Here is a 19961-nt window from a genome sequence, read left to right on the forward strand (position 1 = left end):
ATCAATGCAGGAACCCATGCGGGAGCGGGCTTGCTCGCGATGGCATCGACGCGGTTTACCTGAAATACCGCGTCGATGCCATCGCGAGCAAGCCCGCTCCCACAGACCTCTCAGGCCACGACCCTCACACTGCCTTGCTTTCGTCCTTGTCCTTTACGCAGGCGAAGTCTTCTTCGCGCAGTTCGGGCAGGTCTTTCGCACAGTAAGGGCTACCCAAATCCTTGAGCGCACCGCACATGCCGTCCAGCTTGCCGTCGACCGCTTGCAAGTGATCCAGCAACTGGGCAATGGCCCGGGCAACCGGGTCGGGCATATCTTCGCTGACGCCATAGGCATCAAAACCGATCTTCTCGGCCATCGCCTTGCGCTTGGCCTCGGCCTCATCATCACTTTTGACAATAATGCGCCCCGGAATACCCACCACAGTCGCACCCGGCGGTACCGCCTTGGTCACCACCGCATTGGAACCGACCTTGGCCCCGGCTCCAACAGTGAACGGACCCAACACCTTGGCGCCCGCCCCCACCACAACACCATTTTCCAGGGTCGGGTGGCGCTTGCCCTTGTTCCAGCTGGTACCGCCGAGCGTCACACCCTGATAAAGGGTCACGTCATCACCGATTTCAGCGGTCTCGCCAATCACGATACCCATGCCGTGATCGATAAAGAATCGGCGCCCGACCTTGGCTCCCGGATGTATTTCAATCCCGGTCAACCAGCGCCCGAAGTTCGATACCAGACGCGCCAGCCATTTCCAGCCGGCATGCCACAGCAGCGCCGACAAGCGATGAATCCAGATCGCATGCATGCCCGGATAACACGTCATCACTTCGAAAGCATTGCGCGCAGCAGGGTCACGATGGAACACACTTTGGATATCTTCACGCAGACGCTCGAACATCATTAATCCTTGCGCTTGAGCAGCTCGCCACGGGCTGCTTTTTGGGTTTCAGTGAGAATGCCACGCAAAATATTCATCTCGGCACGGCTCACGGAGCTGCGACCGTAGAGACGACGCAGACGGGCCATCAGGTGACGCGGCTTTTCCGGATCAAGAAACTCGATCGCCACCAGCGTCTGCTCCAGATGCTCGTAAAAGCGCTCCAGCTCATCCATGGTCGCCAGCTCGCCGCTCTTGGTCGACGCCACTTCATCTTTTTCGATCTTGCTTGGCTGCCCCTGAGCCGCCAGCCAGGCCATGCGAATCTCATAACTGAGTACTTGCACAGCCGCACCCAGGTTAAGGGAGCTGAACTCGGGGTCGGACGGGATATGCACATGAAAATGACAGCGCTGCAACTCGTCATTGGTCAGGCCGGAGTCTTCACGACCAAACACCAAGGCGATTTCAGCACCCTGCGCCGCCTCTTCAATAACTTTCTGCCCGCATTCACGCGGGTCCAGCAGCGGCCAGGGGATACGGCGGTCGCGAGCACTGGTGCCCAGCACCAGGTTGCAACCCACCAGAGCATCTTCGAGGGTCGCGACAACCTGTGCATTTTCAAGAATGTCGCCAGCGCCTGAGGCGCGCGCATCGGCTTCATGGTGGGGAAACACCCTGGGCTCAACCAGAACCAGCCGCGACAACCCCATGTTCTTCATGGCACGCGCAGCACCGCCGATGTTCCCGGGATGGCTGGTATTGACCAGAACGACACGAATATTAGGCAGCAAAGGAAGCGCTCACAGACCAGCAAAAGGGAGCAAATCTTACCTAAGCAAAACGTCATAAGCTACGAAAGCTAACGCAAACCTTCATCTGCCAAAGTTTTCTGATAGAATATTCGGCTTTCTTTAACAACCTTAGGTGAAACGTCCATGCAGCCCATGCTGAATATCGCGCTGCGCGCCGCCCGCAGCGCCAGTGAATTGATTTTCCGCTCCATCGAGCGCCTGGATACCATCAAGGTTGACGAAAAAGACGCCAAGGATTACGTCTCTGAAGTCGATCGTGCTGCTGAACAGAAAATCATCGACGCCCTGCGCAAGGCTTACCCGACGCACGGCATCCTCGGTGAAGAAACCGGTATGCACCCAGGCAGCGGTGAAGGTGAAGACTACCTGTGGATCATCGACCCACTGGATGGCACCACCAACTTCCTGCGCGGCGTTCCACACTTCGCCGTCAGCATCGCCTGCAAATACCGCGGTCGCCTTGAGCACGCAGTGGTTCTCGACCCGGTTCGCCAGGAAGAGTTCACCGCCAGCCGTGGCCGTGGCGCCCAACTGAACGGTCGTCGCCTGCGCGTCAGCGGTCGCACCAGCCTCGAAGGCGCCCTGCTGGGTACCGGCTTCCCGTTCCGTGACAACCAAATGGATAACCTGGACAACTACCTGGGCATGTTCCGTAGCCTGGTTGGCCAGACTGCTGGCATTCGTCGTGCTGGCGCTGCAAGCCTGGACCTGGCCTACGTTGCCGCCGGCCGTTTTGATGCATTCTGGGAGTCGGGCCTGTCCGAGTGGGACATGGCTGCAGGCGCGCTGCTGATTCAAGAAGCAGGCGGCCTGGTCAGCGACTTTACCGGTAGCCACGATTTCCTTGAAAAAGGCCATATCGTTGCCGGTAACACCAAGTGCTTCAAAGCTGTACTGACTGCAATCCAGCCGCACCTGCCGGCTTCGCTGAAACGCTAAGCGAACCCCGCAGACAAAAAAAGCACCTTTAGGGGTGCTTTTTTTTGGCCTGAATTTACTTTTGAGATCATTAATGTGGGAGCGAGCTTGCTCGCGATACAACCAACGCGGTCTGTCAGGCAAATCGCGGCGACGCTATCGCGAACAAGCCCGCCCCCACACAAAAAAGCAGATTGCGACTTAATTCAGAATCAGCTTGCCCTGCTTGTCCACGGCAATTTCATTGCCCGGCTCGTGATCCATCCGCACCTTGCCTTCCTTGCCATTGAGCGAATAACGCACGTCATAGCCAACTACCTTGCTGCTGATGTCATTGACTGTATTACAGCGCGTTTGGGTGGTGGTGTAGGTATCACGCTCCTGCATGCCTTCCTGCACCTTGTTGCCGGCATAACCGCCACCGACCGCACCCGCTACCGTGGCAATCTTCTTGCCCGTACCGCCGCCAACCTGATTGCCCAGCAAACCACCGGCCACTGCACCAATCACGCTGCCGACAATCTGATGCTGATCCTTGACCGGCGCCTGGCGCGTCACAGTCACATCCTTGCACACCTCACGCGGCGTTTTGACCTGCTGGTTAACCGGCGTAACCGCCAGCACCTGCGCAGACTCAGGGCCTTTAACCAAGCTGTAAGTGGCAAAAGCACCACCGGCGGTAACACCGACAGCACCCAGTACAGCACCTACCAGCAAAGACTTGTTCACGTGAACCTCCAGACCATCACAAGTGGGAACAGTCCCACATCAATCTATGACCTTGGAGCACAAAAAAAGGCGCGAGTTCAATACTCGCGCCTTTTAGGTGACAGTCGTCGATAACTATTGGTTATGGACGATCATCAATTTCCTTCTCGCTCGCCGCAGGCGGGATCAAATCCTCTGCGCTGAGGTTCAGCCAGATCAGCACCACGTTGGCGATGTAGATCGACGAGTAGGTACCCGCCAATACACCCACGAACAGTGCGATCGAGAAGCCCCACAGGTTATCGCCGCCGAAGATCAGCAGCGCCGCGATCGCCAGCAAGGTGGAGATCGAGGTCGCCATAGTGCGCAGCAGGGTTTGCGTGGTCGAGATGTTGATATTGTCGATCAGACTGGCCTTGCGCAGCACGCGGAAGTTCTCGCGAACCCGGTCAAATACCACGATGGTGTCGTTGAGCGAGTAACCAATGATCGCCAGTACCGCCGCCAATACCGTCAGGTCGAAGGTGATCTGGAACCAGGACAGGATACCCATGGTCACGATCACGTCGTGAACCAGGGACACGATCGCGCCCACCGCAAACTTCCACTGAAAGCGGAAAGCCAGGTAAAGCATGATGCCGCCCAGCGCCATCAGCATGCCGAGGCCGCCCTGGTCGCGCAACTCTTCACCTACCTGCGGGCCCACGAACTCGACGCGCTTGATCACGGCCGGGTTGTCGGTATCTGCCTGGCCCAGCGCAGCCGCTACCTTGTTGCCCAGCAGCGGATCATCACCCGGCATGCGCACCAGCAGATCGGTGGTCGCACCGAAGCTCTGCACCACGGCATCGTGGAAGCCGGCCGTAACCAGCTCGTTACGCACCTTGGTCAGGTCAGCCGGCTTCTCGTAGGTCAGCTCGATAAGCGTACCGCCGGTGAAGTCCAGGCCGTAGTTCATGCCCTTGTGGAACATGCTGAACAAGGCCAGCACAGTAAGCAGTACAGTGACGCCGAACGCTACGTTGCGAACGCCCATGAAGTTGATTGTACGTAACATGGCAGCCCCTTAAATCCACAACTTCTTGAAGTCCCGACCGCCATACACCAGGTTAACCAGTGCGCGGGTGACCATAATGGCCGTGAACATCGAGGTAAAGATACCGAGCGACATGGTCACCGCGAAGCCTTTGACCGGCCCGGTACCCATGGCGAACAGGATCCCGCCGACCAGCAGGGTTGTCAGGTTGGAGTCGACAATGGCCGTGAACGCACGATTGAAACCTTCGTTGATCGCCCGCTGCGGAGTCATGCCATTGGCAATCTCTTCACGAATACGGGAGAAGATCAGTACGTTGGCATCGACTGCCATACCCATCGTCAACACGATACCGGCAATACCCGGCAGGGTCAGGGTTGCACCCAGCACCGACATCAGCGCCAGCAGCAAGACCATGTTGCCCGCCAGTGCCACCGTCGCGATCACACCGAAGAAACGGTAGATGGCGATGATAAAGATCGACACAAACAGCATGCCCCACAGCGATGCATCAATACCCTTGGTGATGTTGTCAGCACCCAGGCTCGGGCCAATGGTGCGCTCTTCAGCGAAGTACATAGGCGCGGCCAGACCACCGGCACGCAACAGCAGGGCCAGTTCGGAAGCTTCACCCTGGCCATTCAGACCGGTAATCCGGAACTGGCTGCCCAGCGGCGACTGGATGGTCGCCAGGCTGATGATCTTTTTCTCTTCCTTGAACGCCTGGACTGGCACGTCCTTCTCGACACCATCAACCACTTTCTTGACGTAAGTCGTCACCGGCTTCTGCTCGATGAAGATTACCGCCATGCTGCGGCCAACGTTGCTGCGGGTCGAACGACTCATCAGCTCGCCACCGTGACCATCAAGCTTGATGTTCACCTGTGGACGGCCGTGCTCGTCAAAGCCTGCCTGGGCGTCAGTTACCTGGTCACCAGTGATGATCAGGCCACGCTCGATCTGGGCCGTTGGACGGTTGCCTTCACGGAACTCGAAGGTTTCGGAAGTGGCTTTGGAAGCGCCCGGCTCGGCGGCCAGACGGAACTCAAGGTTGGCCGTCTTGCCCAGGATACGCTTGGCTTCGGCGGTGTCTTGTACGCCTGGCAGCTCAACCACGATGCGGTTGGCACCCTGACGCTGAACCAGAGGCTCGGCAACACCCAACTCGTTAACCCGGTTACGGACGGTTGTCAGGTTTTGCTTGATGGAATATTCACGGATTTCCGCCAGCTTGGCCGGGGTCATCGCCAGACGCAGAACCGGCTGACCGTTCAGGTCTGCAGCGGTAATGTCAAAGTCATTGAAGCTCTTGCGGATCAGGCTACGCGCTTGCTCACGGGCTGCTTCATCAGTGAAGCCCAACTGAATGGCACCATTGAGTTGCGGCAGGCTGCGATAACGCACTTTCTCTTTGCGCAGCAGGCTTTTGACATCGCTCTCGTACACTTTCATACGTGCATCGACAGCTTTGTCCATGTCCACTTCCAGCAGGAAGTGCACACCGCCCGACAAGTCCAGACCCAGTTTCATCGGGTGAGCACCCAGACTACGCAGCCATTGCGGCGTGGTCTGTGCCAGGTTGAGCGCTACGACATAGTCGTCGCCCAACGCCTTGCGTACGACATCCTTGGCCGGCAGCTGGTCGTCTTTCTTGACCAGACGCAGCAAACCACCTTTGCCGTTCTGGGCCAGGGAGGCGCCTTTTACAGCAATGCCTGCATCCGTGAGCGCCTTGCTTGCGCGATCCAGATCAGCTTGAGTGACCTGCAGGGCCGTGCTCGCACCCGACACTTGAATGGCCGGATCATCAGGGTACAGATTGGGAGCGGAATAAATAAAACCGATCGCCAGCACTGCCAGGATCAGTATGTATTTCCACAGAGGGTATTTGTTCAGCATCAATCACGCCGCCCGCTTAAAACGCGGGGCGCCTTGCGCGCCCCGTCGATTGTTGAAAGTTGAAGCTTAGATCGCTTTCAGTGTGCCTTTAGGCAGCGTGGCTGCAACCGAGCCCTTCTGAATTTTCAGCTCGACAGTGTCAGACACTTCGATCACTACAAAAGCGTCGGAAACCTTGACGATTTTGCCGGCGATACCACCGGTGGTCACGATCTCGTCGCCTTTTTGCAGGTTACCCAACAGGGCTTTCTGCTCTTTGGCGCGCTTGGCCTGTGGACGCCAGATCATCAGGTAGAAGATGACCAGGAAGCCGACCAGGAAAATCCATTCAAAACCGCCGCCCATAGGGCCAGCAGCGGCAGGTGCAGCAGCGTCCGCGAAAGCGGAAGAGATGAAAAAGCTCATTAAGCACTCCAGTTGCAATGTTGTTTCTTAAAGGTCCGAAACTCAGTCCAAAGGCGGCACGGGAAGCCCGCGCTTGGCGTAGAAGGCGTCGACAAAGGTGGCCAATGTACCCTGTTGAATAGCCTCGCGCAAACCAGCCATGAGCACCTGATAGTGGCGCAAATTATGGATGGTATTGAGCATGCTCCCCAGCATTTCGCCGCACTTGTCCAGATGATGCAGATAAGCGCGGGAGAAGTTCTGACAGGTGTAGCAGTCGCAGGTCGGATCCAGCGGCGAATCATCATGGCGATGGAACGCATTGCGGATCTTGATTACACCAGTGTCGATAAACAGATGCCCGTTGCGGGCGTTGCGGGTTGGCATCACGCAATCGAACATGTCCACACCGCGGCGCACACCCTCAACGAGATCTTCCGGCTTGCCAACCCCCATAAGGTAACGAGGTTTGTCAGCAGGCATCATCGCTGGCAGGTAATCGAGCACCTTGATCATTTCGTGCTTGGGCTCGCCGACCGACAAACCGCCGATGGCCAGGCCGTCGAAGCCGATCTTGTTCAGACCTTCGAGGGAGCGCTCACGCAGATTCTGGTGCATGCCGCCCTGAACGATGCCGAACAATGCCGCGGTGTTGTCACCATGGGCATTCTTGGAGCGCTGCGCCCAGCGCAACGACAGCTCCATGGAGACACGGGCCGTGTCTTCATCGGCCGGGTACGGGGTGCACTCGTCAAAAATCATCACCACGTCAGAGCCCAGGTCACGCTGAACCTGCATCGACTCTTCCGGGCCCATGAACACCTTGGCGCCGTCGACCGGCGAGGCGAAGGTCACGCCCTCCTCCTTGATCTTGCGCATGGCGCCCAGGCTGAACACCTGGAAACCACCGGAGTCGGTCAGGATCGGACCTTGCCACTTCATGAAGTCGTGCAGATCACCGTGCTTCTTGATCACTTCGGTGCCCGGGCGCAGCCACAGGTGGAAAGTGTTGCCCAGAATCATCTGCGCGCCGGTATCGACGATATCGCGCGGCAACATGCCCTTGACCGTACCGTAGGTACCGACCGGCATGAACGCCGGGGTTTCAACCACGCCACGGGGGAAGGTCAGACGACCGCGACGAGCCTTGCCATCAGTGGCAAGCAGCTCGAAAGACATACGACAGTTGCTCATGCTTGATCCTCTGGGGCCGGGGCAGGAGCCGTCGGCGCAGGATTGCGGGTGATAAACATTGCATCACCGTAACTAAAGAAGCGGTACCCATGCTCAACCGCAGCCTTGTAGGCCGCCATGGTTTCGGGGTAACCGGCGAACGCCGAAACCAGCATCAACAGCGTGGATTCCGGCAGATGGAAATTGGTCACCAGGGCATCGACCACATGAAACGGCCGACCCGGGAAGATAAAGATATCGGTGTCACCACTGAACGGCTTGAGCACACCATCGCGGGCTGCACTTTCCAGCGAGCGCACGCTGGTGGTACCCACGGCAATCACTCGCCCGCCACGCTCGCGGCAGGCAGCCACGGCGTCGACCACATCCTGGCCGACTTCCAGCCATTCGGTGTGCATATGGTGATCTTCAAGACGCTCAACCCGCACCGGCTGGAACGTACCCGCGCCCACGTGCAGGGTGACAAAGGTCGTTTCAACACCCTTGGCGGCAATGGCCTGCATCAGCGGCTCATCAAAATGCAGCCCGGCGGTTGGCGCTGCCACGGCGCCCAGACGCTGTGCGTACACAGTCTGATAGCGCTCGCGGTCCGAACCTTCGTCCGGGCGATCGATATAAGGCGGCAACGGCATATGACCGACGCGGTCCAGCAGCGGCAGAACTTCTTCAGCAAAGGCCAGCTCGAACAAGGCATCGTGGCGGGCCAGCATCTCGGCTTCGCCGCCGCCATCAATAAGGATTTTCGACCCTGGTTTTGGCGACTTGCTGGAGCGCACATGGGCCAGCACCCGATGACTGTCGAGCACCCGCTCAACCAGAATTTCCAGCTTGCCGCCCGAGGCCTTCTGGCCGAACAGACGGGCTGGAATCACCCGGGTATTGTTAAACACCATCAAATCGCCTGGACGCAAATGTTCAAGCAAATCAGTAAATTGACGATGTGCCAGTACGCCGCTCTCCCCGTCCAGGGTCAGCAGGCGACTGTTGCGGCGCTCCGCCAAAGGATGGCGTGCGATGAGTGAATCAGGGAGCTCGAAAGTAAAGTCAGCAACGCGCATGATAGGTTTCGTCTAGCAGGGCCGGGGAGTTTAACGGACTTGGCAAAAATAGACCAATAAGTTGTTGACCGACCTAAACCTCATCTCTATACTTCGCCGCCATTGAGCCCTGATGGCGGAATTGGTAGACGCGGCGGATTCAAAATCCGTTTTCGAAAGAAGTGGGAGTTCGATTCTCCCTCGGGGCACCAAACATAGATTCAAGGTGCCGCTCAATGCACCTTGAACACAAACAAACCGGCCACCGCGCCGGTTTTTTTGTGCCTGCAAATCAACCTCGTCACGGTATTTGCACCTTCACCAGTAAACGCACGGTAGACGCGCTCGGGTGCGGCCTTGAGGATACGGTGAAGGTTGAGGGTATGAGTGCTCATGCCTGCTCCTGAAATTCTCGCAATTCCCGGCAGTAGAGCTTAGAAGACCAGACGCGAACAGCAGACGAAAGTTGACGAATAACCTGCCCCGTTTTATCCCCCGATCAGGGCCGTCAATGCTTCAATCACCCGGTGCTGTGCCAGCCCGCACAGCGCACCGACAAATAATGCGCTGCGCCAACTGATGGAGAAGTTGAACTGCCTGCCCAGTGAGGTGTGTTCGTAGATATTGAAAAACACCAGCGCAACAATCGGACCGATGATGATCTGCCCCGAGGTTGCTGACTGGATTATTTCAGCAAATTTGTCAGCGTCCCCCTCCAGTGAACCGCGCAACATGGCGCCCAGTAACGCCGCCAAAATAGCAACGGCAGACAAGCTCAATGGCGAGGGGGTGATTTGTATGTTGGTTGTTACCGAGGTGGATTTCAGGGCCCCGACACCCGCGACTTTGTAGCGGATGTTGAACCCGACCTGGTACTTTCTTGGCTCCAGCAGCGCCCTCTCGAATTTTAATATATAGGTCGCAGAAAAAGAGTCTTCTGGATCGATGGAAGTGAAGCTCGAGCCATCTTTCATGTTTTCCTGAAGCCTGGTTTCAACTTCTTCCAGCTGCGCCAGTTTCGCCTTAAACAATACCCTGATGCCCTGTTGGTCATGGCGAGAGCCAGATGTAATGGGCACGCTGGCATCCAGCCAGGTCGCATAGGCACGACGGGCGTCCTCCCCCGAGGTAATGTCATAGCGAAAGCTGATAATTCGCCGGTTTAATTGTTTTTCAAAAACATCCCTGCGAATGACCAAGTACATGTACGCTTTGAGCATCCCTTTAAACTTGAAAATTGATCGATAGGTTTTAACCTGCGCAGCAATATAACCCTCCCTGAACGCCTCAAGTTCCAACCACAAAAAATCATTCAACAAATCATTCAACCCTTCTATCAATTCGGCCCGTTTGGAAAAACAGTTCGCTGATTCATTATCACTGATCTCCAATAACTGAGCCCCCTGAGGCACATGCGCTTTCAAGCCTAAAATCAATATAGGATCAACAGCCGTATTATGCACAGTGAGCTTGTATGCAACTTGACTTGAATGCACATCCCCTGATTGCTCTTCAAGCATAATAACCGGGCTTGTCATTTTTTATTCCGTGGTGCTTGTTGTTATCGTATTCATGTAATTAATTTTAGCAGCGTTTTCCCGCCTCCCCTGGCCAGCCCGGTAAAGGCTTGGTGCTCCGAACGACCAGCCATCACTAAAAAACTGTTAAAAATAACAGCAGCACACACTCAAAAAGATTATAAAGATACAAAAAATCATGGCTTTTTATTGATTTGAATGACACTGACTACTTATTGCCGTTTATCGCTCTCTGTCATTCTTATTACAGCTTGTAATGTAACTGCCGGCAAAGCCCCTTGCTTAGAACTGTTCGTCACTTGTGCAGCGTCAACTCAGTATTCATTGCCTGCGGGGAACATCCTGTTTCCCTGCTGCAGCCCTGACTGTACAATCTCGCCCCCATTACCCCCTCCCTGTACACAGCAGAATCCAAGCAAGGACCCGGACCATGGAATTGACGCTGGAGGCAGTCGCCCTCTTCTCTCTCAAGCTGGTCTATGAGAGCGACGGTGGCAGCCCGATTTTGCGCGACGACCCGGTCATGGGCGACTATCAGCGCGATGTGTTTGCCTTTGAGCTGCGTAACGCCGATATCGACACCATCCAGTTGAAAGTCGACACCTGCCTGGGGCTGGCGCTGGATGCTTTGGGCGGTGAGCAGAGCCCTATGGGCCGCGAGCTGCAAAAGCTCTCCGGCGATGTGCGCAATGCCCAGACCCTGGAGCAAATGCACCCTGCGCTGCTGACCCTCAAGGACTACCTCAAGGCCGTGCAGTGATCACTGCCCCTGCACTGACTCAATGTAGGCCAGCAGGTTGACGATTTTCTCGGGGTCGCTGATGCCCCAGAAGATCATCCGCGTACCGCTCACCACTTTTTTCGGGGCTTCGATATAGGCTGCCAGTTTCTCCGGCGTCCACACCACGCCTGAATTCTTCATGGCATCGGAGTACAGGTAGCCCTCACCGGTACCCGCCTGGCGCCCGATGATGCCGTTGAGCTGCGGGCCAAAGCCATTGCGCGCGTTGAGGCCGATGCTGTGACAGCCGCCACAGGTTTTAGTGAACAGCTTACCCCCCGCTTCAGCATCCCCCGCGGCTATCGCACCGGTACTCAAAAACGCGGCACAAAGGCTCAGGGTCAACAAGGCTGGGTACTTCATCGGCAACTCCATCAGGTGAGGGTGTTCAGGTTCGGCGGCAATTATGCCTGCCTGGCTGCGGTTGTACCCTGCTGGTGGTCATTGCTGCGGATGATTACATTGCTGGCATCAGATTTTGTGGGCGATGCAAAACCTGTGGGAGCTGGCTTGCCGGCGATGCAGACGGCGTGGTCTGTCAGGCTAACCGAGGTGATGCCATCGCGAGCAAGCCCGCTCCCACAATATGTCCTGCAGGGTCCTGAGGGTGTGGGAGGCTAACCGGCAAATCCCCCCTCATCCAGAAACTGGCGCTCCTGCACAGTAGTCTCGCGCCCCAGGACTTCATTGCGATGGGGAAAGCGCCCAAACCTGTGGATGATCTCGGCGTGTTCTTCTGCCCAGACGGAGGCTTTCGGGCCCAGGCTGTGGTGCAGCTGCAACGACAGTAGCTGGTCGTCGCTATCTTCCGAATGCTCGAAGGGCAAATAACAGAACAGGCGCAAGTCGGCTTCGAGGGTCTGATCCATGCCGCCATCGATTATCCGCCGGGCATAGAAACGTGCCAGCGGATCGGTGGCAAACATATGTGCGGTGCCACGAAAGGCATTGCGCGGGTACTGATCCAATAGCAACAGCAACGCCAGGGCGCCTTCCGGCTGCTCCAGCCAGTGCTCCAGCTTGCGGCTGGCGGCCTGGAAATGGGTCACGTAGAAAGTCTCACGAAACAAGGTGTCGAAGGCTTCATCCTTGGCGAACCAATGCTTGGGCCCGGCCTGTTTCCAGAACTCGACTACCGCTTGCGGTGTTGTCTGCTGATCCTTGTCTGTCGTTGCCACAGTTTCATCCTCGGGTCTTTGGCCAAGACTCAACTGTAGGCCTGCTCCGCCAGCAACACCACAGCAATCAGGACCATGATTGCCCCCGATAGCCGGCTGACGTTTTTTGCCGCGGCTGGCCGGGTGCGCAAGACAGCGTGGGCACTGAAGCCGACCGCCAGATACACCAGCGCGCAACTGACCGCATGCAGCCCGCCCAGGGCAATGATCTGTGCCGGTATCGACCAGTTCGACAACGGGTCGGTGAATTGCGGCAAGAGCGCCAGAAACAACAGCAATACCTTGGGATTCAGGCCGCTGACACACAACCCCTTCCACGCCCAGCGCGACCATGAATCAGACGCCTGCCCCTGCGCCGACTGAGGCGTTGCGGGATCCCTGAGCATGCACACACCCAGCCAGAGCAAATACATCGCCCCGGCAACGGTCAGCACGCTGAGGATCATCGGATTACGCGCCACCAGCCCGCCCACACCCGCGGCCACAATCAGCGTGGCCAGCAAATGGCCGCTAAGCATGCCCGCCACTGCAGGCGTGACCAAGCGCCCGCGCATGCCTGCAGATATCGCGTAAGCCCAGTCGGCACCGGGTGTGATGATAAACAAGAAAGACACCGCCCAAAAAGCGGCCAAGACGCTGAGAGTCAAAGGAAACCTACCTTTTTCGCTGGAACCTCGATGGTTTTTGAAGGGCCATAAGCCCCTGCCTCTGTGGCCGTGAAAAGCGTCACATGGCAAAAGAAGAATAAGCAAATACTGGTAGGATTATCTTTCGTTTATCCCAACCAATAGCCATAACCGGGGAAGGTTCTTCTATATGGATCGCATCGACAGAAATATTCTTGCGCAGCTTCAAGCCGATGGCCGACTTTCGGTCACTGAGCTGGCAGAACGGGTCGGTCTTAGCCTGTCGCCCTGTCACCGGCGTGTGCGGGCGCTGGAAGAGTCCGGCGTGATTCTGGGCTACCGCGCCCTGCTGGCACCCAGTGAGCTGGGGCTGAATTTTTCTGCCATGGTGTTTGTCACTCTGCGTGAAGTGACCCGCCAGGCCATCGCAGACTTTGAAGCGGCAGTGATCGAAACCGCGCAAATTGTCGATGCACAAAGGCTGTTTGGTGATCCGGACTATCTGCTGCATGTGGTGGCCGCCGACCTGCCGGCATTTCAGCAGCTTTACGATGAGCGCCTGACCTCACTGCCCAACGTGCAACGCCTGACCTCCACACTAGTGATGAAGCGGGTTATTCAGGACAGGATGCTGCCGTTGTAGGCACGGCCCTGTACTTGTGGGAGCGGGCTTGCTCGCGATGCAGGCGACGCGGTTTAACTGGCTTAGCGCGTCGATACCATCGCGAGCAGGCCGCTCCCATAGAAGTTGTTCTACCGATTACGACGCCAAAGGGATCAACCCTGCTGTCAGGGCATCGAGCAAGGCGCTGACCTTGGGCAAGGCCTTGCGGCTTTTCAGCCATACCAGATTGATCGCCAGCCCTTCGCTGGCCAGATGCGGCAGCACCTGGACCAGTGAACCATCGGCCAGATGCTGCTTGATCAGCCAGGTGGGCAACTGGGCAATGCCGCATCCCGCCAACACTGTCATCACCTGCCCTTCGCCATCCCCGACGATGTACCTGGCGGGCATCACCCGGCGCTCGATCTCACCCGGGCGGCTGCCCGCAAAGTTCCAGGGGCTGACCGTACCGTCAGCACGGCCATAGGCCACACACTGGTGATGGTCCAGATCACGGTCGGTCACAGGCGTACCGTGAATGCTCAGATAGGCCGGCGCAGCACAGAACACATGCCGCTCACGCCCGAGAAAACGATGCTCCAGCGCCGCAGGCCAGATATCCGGCCCACCGACCCGCACGACAATGTCCACCCCCTCTTCGACCGGGTCGATAAAGCGGTCGGAGAACGAAATATGCGGCAGCAACAGCGCGTGTTTCTGCACAAACTGCAGCACCACCGCCAACGCCTGCAAACGTCCGAAAGCCGCTGGCAAGTCAATGCGAATCCGGCCCTGTGGCTCGGTATTGTCGGCCTGCATGGCCTGCTCGGCCTCTTCCAGCTCGGCCAACACTGCGGTGCAAGTTCGGTAGAAAGAGGCCCCGGCATCGGTCAATGCCAAGCGCCGCGTAGTGCGCTGAAACAAACGCACCCCCAGTCTGTTTTCCAGCCGGGCAATGCCCTTGCTGATCGCCGAAGCCGTCAGGTTCATGCGCTCGGCTGCCGCCTTGAAGCTGCCCGAGTCGGCAACACAGACAAATACATCGATACCTTTCAGGCGCTCGGAAGCAAACATGGGCCGGTTCTCATTAGTGAATCTGGTTCATCTGATTGAGTAAAAGGTATCGCAAATACGCTCGCAGTTCCCCAGTAAGCTTTTGCGCAATGACCTTACCCAAGCATCAGGCGTATTTATGACTTCGCATAAACCTACTGTTCTAATCACTGGCGCCACCGGCCAGATCGGCGGCGACACCCTGCGCAACCTGCTGGCCGACGACAGCATTACGCTGGTCGCGGCGGTACGTTCCCGCGCCAAAGCGCAGCCTTTCGAGGCTCAGGGCATTCGTACGGTGATGCTGGATTTCGACAAGGAAGAAACCCTGGCGCCAGCGCTGCAGGGCATCGACCGTGCTTTGCTGGTCACCGGCTACACCGTGCATATGCTGCGCCAGAGCAAGGCCTTTATCGATCAGGCGAAACTGGCCGGAGTGCAGCATATGGTGCATCTGGGCGCTTGCGGGCGTGACGACACCACCATCGGCCACTGGGCCTGGCACCAGTTGGTGGAGCGCTATATCGAGTGGAGCGGTTTGTCGTTTACCCATTTGCGCCCCGAGTGCTTTATGCAAAACCTGCTCAGCTACGATGGCACCCAGGCCGTGAAAGCCGGGGTTATCGAGCAATACACCGGCGATGCGCGGTTCAGCTGGGTAGATGGCGAAGATGTGGCGCGGGTTGCCGCGCAAGCGTTGTTGCACCCGGAAAAACATACAGGCCAGACGTATCGGCTGGGCTACGACGTGCAGTCCTATGGCGATATCGCTGCGATCATGACTCGATTGCTTGGCCAGCCATTTCGTTACGACGCACAGTCACCCGACGTATTTCTGAAGAACATGCGCGCAGCAGGTGCCGAAATGGCCTACATGAACTGCGTACATGACAACTTCACCCGCATGGCAGCGCGTCAGATCCCCGGGGTTGAGGAGACATTCGATAACTTCGAGGCAATCACCGGGCGGCAGCCGGTGCGCTGGGAGGAGTTTGTGCAAAAGCACCGCAGCGCTTTTGCGTATTGATGAGGTAACTCTGTAGTCGCTGCCGAAGGCTGCGAAGAGATTAACGAAGATTAGCGTCGCCTTCGCAATACGGGTTGCTGCGCAACCCTTCGCAGCCTGCGGCAGCGACTACCACAAGATCGGCAGTATCTGATTGCAGTTGCCATCATCTGGCCGCTACTATTGGGAACGATTCGCACTCACATCTGGAAATCCCACCGGTGCATCCTCTCTCAAGTCAGAAACTGGGCTTTTTTTTCAGCAACCATCACCGCTGGTTGCTGCAACATATTCAGCGTCGTTTGCGCAATCACGCAGATGCAGAGGACACCGCCGCCGATACCTTTTGCCAGATGCTGGCGGCGCGGGTAGACCCGGACAGTATCGAGCAACCCCGCGCCTACCTGTCCACCATCGCCCGGCGGCTGATATTCGACCGCCATCGCCGGCGCAAGCTGGAAACTGCCTATCTGGACCGCCTGGCCTTGCTGCCCGAGGCCGTGGCGCCCTCCCCCGAAGAGCAATTGCAGCTGATCGAGGCCCTGGTCGCCATCGATCGCGCCATCGACGGCCTGCCGATGATGGTCAAGGCCACCTTCCTCTACAGCCAGCTCGATGGCCTGAGTTATGTAGCCATCGCGCAAAAACTGGGCCTATCGGAACGCACCGTCAGCCGCTATATGAAACAGGCCTTGCGCCAGTGCTATCTGAGCGAGGCCAGCCTGTGAGCAAACGACTTCTGGACCCTGTCAGCGAACAAACCATCGACTGGATGGTAAAACTGCGCGCCGATACGCCCGATGCCGCGCTGCTTGAGCGATTCAACGCGTGGCTGGCCAAGGACCCGGCCCATACCCAGGCCTGGGATCAATTGCACAAACGCCTTGGCGGCTCCTTCAATACCCTGCGTTCACTGGACCAGCGCATCCCCGGCCAGGCCGCTGAAGCACGTCAGCTACTGCTGCAACCCACCGCGTCCAGGCGCGATGCATTGCGCGCCATTGCTGGCCTGAGCCTGCTCGGCGGTGGTTTGTGGCTGGGCGCCAGCAGCCCTCTGGGCGACTCATTACTGGCGGACCTGTCCACCGGTCGCGGCCAGCGTCAGGACTTCAACCTGGCCGACGGCAGCCGCCTGAGCCTGAACGCCAACAGCGCCGTGGACCTGCATTTCAACGCTCGACAACGGCTGGTGATTCTGCGGCGCGGTGAGCTGGTGATCAAAGTCGCACCCGATGCTGAGCGTCCATTGTGCGTGCGTACCGCCGAAGGTGAAGTTCGCAGCCCGGGCGCCCGTTTTCTCGTCGCCCAGCAGGAGCAAGCCAGTCGCGTGGTGGTGCTCCAGCAGTCGGTCCAGGCCCGGTTGTTCAGTGGTCTGACCCGTGATCTGCAAGAAGGTCAGGCCGCCATGCTGTACCCGCGCAGCATCGTGCCCATAGTCGGCGACCAGCGCCACCGCGCCGACTGGCTGCGGGCAAAGCTCAACGTCCTGGACGATCCGCTGGAAGACGTGGTCGCAGCCCTGCGCCCCTACACCCGCGGTTTTGTTCGGGTCGCCCCGCAAATACGCGGCCTGCGCGTTCAAGGCGTGTACCCGCTGGACAACGCCGGACGCGCCTTCACGGCCCTGGCCGAAACCCTGCCCATTCGGGTGGATCACTACAGCCCCTGGCTGACCGTGATTGGCCCGGCATAAGCCCCGCGCAAAAAGTTTTTTGATAATTGATCGCATTCGTGTCCGGTTTTCAAATCTCAGCCCACCTATCTCCTGAGACTTCCACACGATCAGGAGAATGCTGTGCTCAACCCGTGGCCCCACACCCTTAGCGTCGCCGTTGCCCTGGCAACTCTGGCCAGCCCTGCCCTGGCCCAGAACATGACCTTTAATCTGCCAGCCGGCCCGCTGGCCAACACCCTGAATGCCATTGCCAGCCAGAGCGGCCAGATCGTCTCGCTGGAACCTGCGCTGGTACAGGGCAAACAGGCCCCGGCGGTGATCGGCCAGATGTCCGCCGTACAGGCCATGGACACCGCCCTGCGCGGCAGCGGCCTGCAACTGCGCATCACCGGGCAAGGCAATTTCAGCGTAGAGCCGGCCCCGCAAAGCGGCGATGCCCTGCAACTGGGTGTCACCAACGTCACCGAGCGCAGCCTCGACGCCACCACCGAAGGCTCGGGCTCCTACACCGCTCAGGCGGTGACCATCGGCAAGGGCGCGCACTCGCTCAAGGAAACCCCGCAGTCAGTCACAGTTATCACCCGCAAAATGCTCGACGACCAGAACCTCAACACCATTGAACAGGTGATGGAGAAGACCCCGGGCATCACCGTCTACGACTCGCCCATGGGCGGCAAGTACTTCTACTCCCGCGGCTTTCGCATGACCGGCCAGTACCAGTACGACGGCGTGCCGCTGGATATCGGCAGCAGCTATGTGCAGGCAGACAGTTTCAACAGCGATATGGCGATCTATGACCGGGTCGAAGTGTTGCGCGGTGCGGCGGGGATGATGAAAGGCGCAGGCGGCACCGCTGGCGGCGTCAATTTTGTGCGCAAGCGCGGCGAAGCCACCCCGCACACCCAGCTGGCGCTGTCGGCGGGCACCTGGGACAACTATCGCGGGCAGGTCGATACAGGCGGCCCGCTGAACGATGCAGGCACCCTGCGCGGCCGCGCCGTGGTCACCCAGCAGACCCGCCAGTACTACTATGACGTCGCCGAACGCAGGGATCAGGTCTACTACGGCGCGCTGGACTTCGACCTGAGCCCCGACACCACCCTCGGGCTGGGGCTGGCCTATGAAGATGTCGACGCCACCCCGTGCTGGGGCGGGCTGCCGCGCTATGCCGATGGCAGCGATCTGAAACTCAAGCGCTCTACCTGCCTCAACACTTCCTGGAACAACCAGCGCAGCAAACGCACCACCTGGTTCGGCGACCTCAAGCACCAGATCAATGACGACTGGGCGCTGAAGGTGGCCGGGGTCTACTCGAAAAACACCCAGGACATGGAGTACGCCTTCCCCAGCGGCGCGGTACCTGTGGGCGCCACCAGCAGCAACACACTGATGCTCGGCAGCATCTATGACTACAACCAGACCGACTACGGCTTCGATGCCTACGTCGACGGCAAATTCGATGCCTTTGGCCAACAGCACGATTTGATCGTGGGCGCCAATGCCAGCCGTTCGCACAAGGATGACTTCTACGCTGTGGCCGCATTGCCAGAGCGCCAGAATGTGTTGAACCCCAATCACAACCTGCCGCGCCCCGACGAAAGCTACTACCTGGCCAATGCTTCGCGGGGTGGCCCGGTGGATATCCAGGTCAAACAATACGGCGCCTACTCCCTCGCCCGCCTGAAACTGGCCGACCCGCTGACCTTCGTGCTGGGCAGCCGGGTGAGCTGGTATGCATCGGAAAACGACGCCGTCTCCTACTGGCGCGGCGAAGGCACTGCGGTGTATTCCGAGGCCAAGGAAAGCGGCCAGGTCACACCGTTTGCCGCCTTGCTGTTCGACATCAACGACAACCTGACCACCTATGCCAGCTATACCGATATCTTTACCCCTCAGGGCGGTTATCGGACCATCAGCGGCGCAACCCTCAAACCCTTGATCGGGCAAAGCTACGAGCTGGGGATCAAGGGCGAATGGTTTAACGGTCGGCTCAACAGCTCATTCAACCTGTTCCGCACCGTGCAGAAAGATGCAGCCCAGACCGACCCGATATGCCCGGACGGCGGTTGTTCGCTGAACTCCGGCAAGGTGCGCGCCCAGGGTTTTGAAGCGGAAATCAGCGGTGAAGTGATCGAGCGTCTGCAATTGCTTGCCGGTTATACCTACACCCAGACCAAAGTACTGGAAGATGCCGATGCGGCTCAGGATGGCCTGGCTTACAACTCTTATGTGCCGCGCCATCTGCTGCGCGTGTGGGGTGATTATGCCCTGAGTGGTGCGCTGGATCGCGTCACCGTGGGTGCCGGAGTGAATGCACAAAGCAGCAACTACCGGGTTTCACCGATCAGCGGCAACGACATTACCCAGGCGGGTTATGCGGTGTGGAACGGGCGGATTGGCTATCGTATCGACGACACCTGGTCGGTGGCACTGAACGGCAACAACCTGTTCGACAAGCGCTACTACGCCACCGTTGGTACCGAAGGGTTCGGCAACTTCTACGGTGAGCCGCGTAACTTTGTGATGTCGCTCAAGGCTGATTTTTGAGTACAGCCACAAAACCATGGTGCCTGAATCGCGGGCAAGTCCGCTCCCACAGATTCTGATCGAGTCTGTGGGAGCGGGCTTG

General features: G+C 58.2%; 21 protein-coding genes and 1 tRNA gene. 8 read left to right on the forward strand and 14 right to left on the reverse strand.

Annotated elements, in window-relative coordinates:
• Positions 1 to 124 precede the first annotated feature (124 nt).
• Entirely contained in the window at positions 125 to 901 is a 777-nt protein-coding gene (cysE, locus tag ACZRMH_RS22140) for a serine O-acetyltransferase (protein ID WP_464015298.1), read from the reverse strand.
• A 2-nt stretch (positions 902 to 903) separates the two neighbouring features.
• Positions 904 to 1674, reverse strand: coding sequence for a tRNA (cytosine(32)/uridine(32)-2'-O)-methyltransferase TrmJ (gene trmJ / locus ACZRMH_RS22145; RefSeq protein WP_464015299.1), 771 nt, complete (start codon positions 1672 to 1674; stop codon positions 904 to 906).
• A gap of 144 nt (positions 1675 to 1818) precedes the next feature.
• Between trmJ and suhB the strand changes: the two genes are divergently transcribed.
• Positions 1819 to 2634: a type III secretion system regulator SuhB gene (gene suhB, locus ACZRMH_RS22150; RefSeq protein ID WP_026013996.1), complete on the forward strand. Its 816-nt coding sequence runs from the start codon at positions 1819 to 1821 to the stop codon at positions 2632 to 2634.
• Between the two features lie 180 nt (positions 2635 to 2814).
• Here suhB and ACZRMH_RS22155 read toward each other — a convergent pair whose 3' ends face one another.
• The 6 genes from ACZRMH_RS22155 to queA form a co-directional block, all read right to left on the reverse strand.
• Positions 2815 to 3342, reverse strand: coding sequence for a glycine zipper 2TM domain-containing protein (locus tag ACZRMH_RS22155; RefSeq protein WP_464015300.1), 528 nt, complete (start codon positions 3340 to 3342; stop codon positions 2815 to 2817).
• 121 nt (positions 3343 to 3463) lie between these two features.
• The gene (secF, locus tag ACZRMH_RS22160; protein ID WP_464015301.1) at positions 3464 to 4378 is read right to left on the reverse strand and encodes a protein translocase subunit SecF; all 915 of its coding nucleotides are present in this window, start codon (positions 4376 to 4378) and stop codon (positions 3464 to 3466) included.
• A 9-nt stretch (positions 4379 to 4387) separates the two neighbouring features.
• Positions 4388 to 6256 (reverse strand): protein translocase subunit SecD, encoded by a 1869-nt coding sequence (secD, locus tag ACZRMH_RS22165; RefSeq protein ID WP_464015302.1) that lies wholly within the window; start codon positions 6254 to 6256, stop codon positions 4388 to 4390.
• Between the two features lie 66 nt (positions 6257 to 6322).
• On the reverse strand, positions 6323 to 6661 hold the full coding sequence (yajC, locus tag ACZRMH_RS22170; protein WP_003443398.1) for a preprotein translocase subunit YajC: 339 nt from the start codon (positions 6659 to 6661) through the stop codon (positions 6323 to 6325).
• 42 nt (positions 6662 to 6703) lie between these two features.
• Positions 6704 to 7819: a tRNA guanosine(34) transglycosylase Tgt gene (gene tgt, locus ACZRMH_RS22175; RefSeq protein ID WP_095036058.1), complete on the reverse strand. Its 1116-nt coding sequence runs from the start codon at positions 7817 to 7819 to the stop codon at positions 6704 to 6706.
• Positions 7820 to 7830: 11 nt separating this feature from the next.
• Entirely contained in the window at positions 7831 to 8892 is a 1062-nt protein-coding gene (gene queA, locus ACZRMH_RS22180) for a tRNA preQ1(34) S-adenosylmethionine ribosyltransferase-isomerase QueA (RefSeq protein WP_464015303.1), read from the reverse strand.
• Between the two features lie 106 nt (positions 8893 to 8998).
• Between queA and ACZRMH_RS22185 the strand changes: the two genes are divergently transcribed.
• Positions 8999 to 9083, forward strand: a tRNA-Leu gene (locus tag ACZRMH_RS22185).
• Positions 9084 to 9104: 21 nt separating this feature from the next.
• Here ACZRMH_RS22185 and ACZRMH_RS22190 read toward each other — a convergent pair.
• Together ACZRMH_RS22190 and ACZRMH_RS22195 are read right to left on the reverse strand one after the other, a co-directional pair.
• Positions 9105 to 9266, reverse strand: a complete 162-nt coding sequence (locus tag ACZRMH_RS22190; RefSeq protein WP_464015304.1) for a hypothetical protein — start codon at positions 9264 to 9266, stop codon at positions 9105 to 9107.
• Positions 9267 to 9359: 93 nt separating this feature from the next.
• A complete protein-coding gene (locus tag ACZRMH_RS22195; protein ID WP_464015305.1) occupies positions 9360 to 10409 on the reverse strand; it encodes a hypothetical protein in 1050 nt (349 codons plus the stop codon).
• Between the two features lie 430 nt (positions 10410 to 10839).
• On the opposite strand from ACZRMH_RS22195, the gene ACZRMH_RS22200 reads away from it, so the two are divergent.
• Positions 10840 to 11169: a hypothetical protein gene (locus ACZRMH_RS22200; RefSeq protein WP_464015306.1), complete on the forward strand. Its 330-nt coding sequence runs from the start codon at positions 10840 to 10842 to the stop codon at positions 11167 to 11169.
• Here the strand turns inward: ACZRMH_RS22200 and ACZRMH_RS22205 are convergent, their stop codons facing one another.
• The 3 genes from ACZRMH_RS22205 to ACZRMH_RS22215 form a co-directional block, all read right to left on the reverse strand.
• Entirely contained in the window at positions 11170 to 11553 is a 384-nt protein-coding gene (locus ACZRMH_RS22205) for a c-type cytochrome (protein ID WP_464015307.1), read from the reverse strand.
• Between the two features lie 254 nt (positions 11554 to 11807).
• Complete coding sequence (locus tag ACZRMH_RS22210; RefSeq protein ID WP_464015308.1) at positions 11808 to 12368, reverse strand: DUF924 family protein; 561 nt, start codon at positions 12366 to 12368, stop codon at positions 11808 to 11810.
• Between the two features lie 29 nt (positions 12369 to 12397).
• Entirely contained in the window at positions 12398 to 13015 is a 618-nt protein-coding gene (locus ACZRMH_RS22215; protein WP_464015309.1) for a LysE family translocator, read from the reverse strand.
• A 169-nt stretch (positions 13016 to 13184) separates the two neighbouring features.
• On the opposite strand from ACZRMH_RS22215, the gene ACZRMH_RS22220 reads away from it, so the two are divergent.
• The gene (locus tag ACZRMH_RS22220; RefSeq protein WP_463997499.1) at positions 13185 to 13637 is read left to right on the forward strand and encodes an Lrp/AsnC family transcriptional regulator; all 453 of its coding nucleotides are present in this window, start codon (positions 13185 to 13187) and stop codon (positions 13635 to 13637) included.
• A 117-nt stretch (positions 13638 to 13754) separates the two neighbouring features.
• Here ACZRMH_RS22220 and ACZRMH_RS22225 read toward each other — a convergent pair whose 3' ends face one another.
• Positions 13755 to 14672 carry a LysR family transcriptional regulator gene (locus ACZRMH_RS22225; protein WP_464015310.1) on the reverse strand — a complete coding sequence of 306 codons (918 nt, stop codon included), beginning with the start codon at positions 14670 to 14672 and terminating at the stop codon, positions 13755 to 13757.
• Positions 14673 to 14790: 118 nt separating this feature from the next.
• Between ACZRMH_RS22225 and ACZRMH_RS22230 the strand changes: the two genes are divergently transcribed.
• The 4 genes from ACZRMH_RS22230 (at position 14791) to ACZRMH_RS22245 (ending at position 19879) form a co-directional block, all read left to right on the forward strand.
• A complete protein-coding gene (locus tag ACZRMH_RS22230; protein WP_464015311.1) occupies positions 14791 to 15678 on the forward strand; it encodes an SDR family oxidoreductase in 888 nt (295 codons plus the stop codon).
• Between the two features lie 200 nt (positions 15679 to 15878).
• Positions 15879 to 16385 carry a sigma-70 family RNA polymerase sigma factor gene (locus ACZRMH_RS22235; protein ID WP_464015312.1) on the forward strand — a complete coding sequence of 169 codons (507 nt, stop codon included), beginning with the start codon at positions 15879 to 15881 and terminating at the stop codon, positions 16383 to 16385.
• Positions 16382 to 17350 carry a FecR domain-containing protein gene (locus ACZRMH_RS22240; protein WP_464015313.1) on the forward strand — a complete coding sequence of 323 codons (969 nt, stop codon included), beginning with the start codon at positions 16382 to 16384 and terminating at the stop codon, positions 17348 to 17350. Before ACZRMH_RS22235 ends, ACZRMH_RS22240 begins: the two co-directional genes overlap by 4 nt.
• A 102-nt stretch (positions 17351 to 17452) precedes the next feature.
• Positions 17453 to 19879, forward strand: a complete 2427-nt coding sequence (locus tag ACZRMH_RS22245) for a TonB-dependent siderophore receptor (protein WP_464015314.1) — start codon at positions 17453 to 17455, stop codon at positions 19877 to 19879.
• The last annotated feature ends 82 nt before the right edge of the window (positions 19880 to 19961 follow it).

Source organism: Pseudomonas sp. B414, assembly GCF_055408445.1.

Excerpts from the sequence above, each read along its gene's own strand:
- cysE (WP_464015298.1), bottom strand. The coding sequence starts at position 901 with ATGTTCGAGCGTCTGCGTGAAGATATCCAAAGTGTGTTCCATCGTGAC.
- suhB (WP_026013996.1), top strand. The coding sequence starts at position 1,819 with ATGCAGCCCATGCTGAATATCGCGCTGCGCGCCGCCCGCAGCGCCAGT.
- secF (WP_464015301.1), bottom strand. The coding sequence starts at position 4,378 with ATGTTACGTACAATCAACTTCATGGGCGTTCGCAACGTAGCGTTCGGC.
- secD (WP_464015302.1), bottom strand. The coding sequence starts at position 6,256 with ATGCTGAACAAATACCCTCTGTGGAAATACATACTGATCCTGGCAGTG.
- yajC (WP_003443398.1), bottom strand. The coding sequence starts at position 6,661 with ATGAGCTTTTTCATCTCTTCCGCTTTCGCGGACGCTGCTGCACCTGCC.
- tgt (WP_095036058.1), bottom strand. The coding sequence starts at position 7,819 with ATGTCTTTCGAGCTGCTTGCCACTGATGGCAAGGCTCGTCGCGGTCGT.
- queA (WP_464015303.1), bottom strand. The coding sequence starts at position 8,892 with ATGCGCGTTGCTGACTTTACTTTCGAGCTCCCTGATTCACTCATCGCA.
- ACZRMH_RS22190 (WP_464015304.1), bottom strand. The coding sequence starts at position 9,266 with ATGAGCACTCATACCCTCAACCTTCACCGTATCCTCAAGGCCGCACCC.
- ACZRMH_RS22195 (WP_464015305.1), bottom strand. The coding sequence starts at position 10,409 with ATGACAAGCCCGGTTATTATGCTTGAAGAGCAATCAGGGGATGTGCAT.
- ACZRMH_RS22200 (WP_464015306.1), top strand. The coding sequence starts at position 10,840 with ATGGAATTGACGCTGGAGGCAGTCGCCCTCTTCTCTCTCAAGCTGGTC.
- ACZRMH_RS22205 (WP_464015307.1), bottom strand. The coding sequence starts at position 11,553 with ATGAAGTACCCAGCCTTGTTGACCCTGAGCCTTTGTGCCGCGTTTTTG.
- ACZRMH_RS22220 (WP_463997499.1), top strand. The coding sequence starts at position 13,185 with ATGGATCGCATCGACAGAAATATTCTTGCGCAGCTTCAAGCCGATGGC.
- ACZRMH_RS22225 (WP_464015310.1), bottom strand. The coding sequence starts at position 14,672 with ATGTTTGCTTCCGAGCGCCTGAAAGGTATCGATGTATTTGTCTGTGTT.
- ACZRMH_RS22230 (WP_464015311.1), top strand. The coding sequence starts at position 14,791 with ATGACTTCGCATAAACCTACTGTTCTAATCACTGGCGCCACCGGCCAG.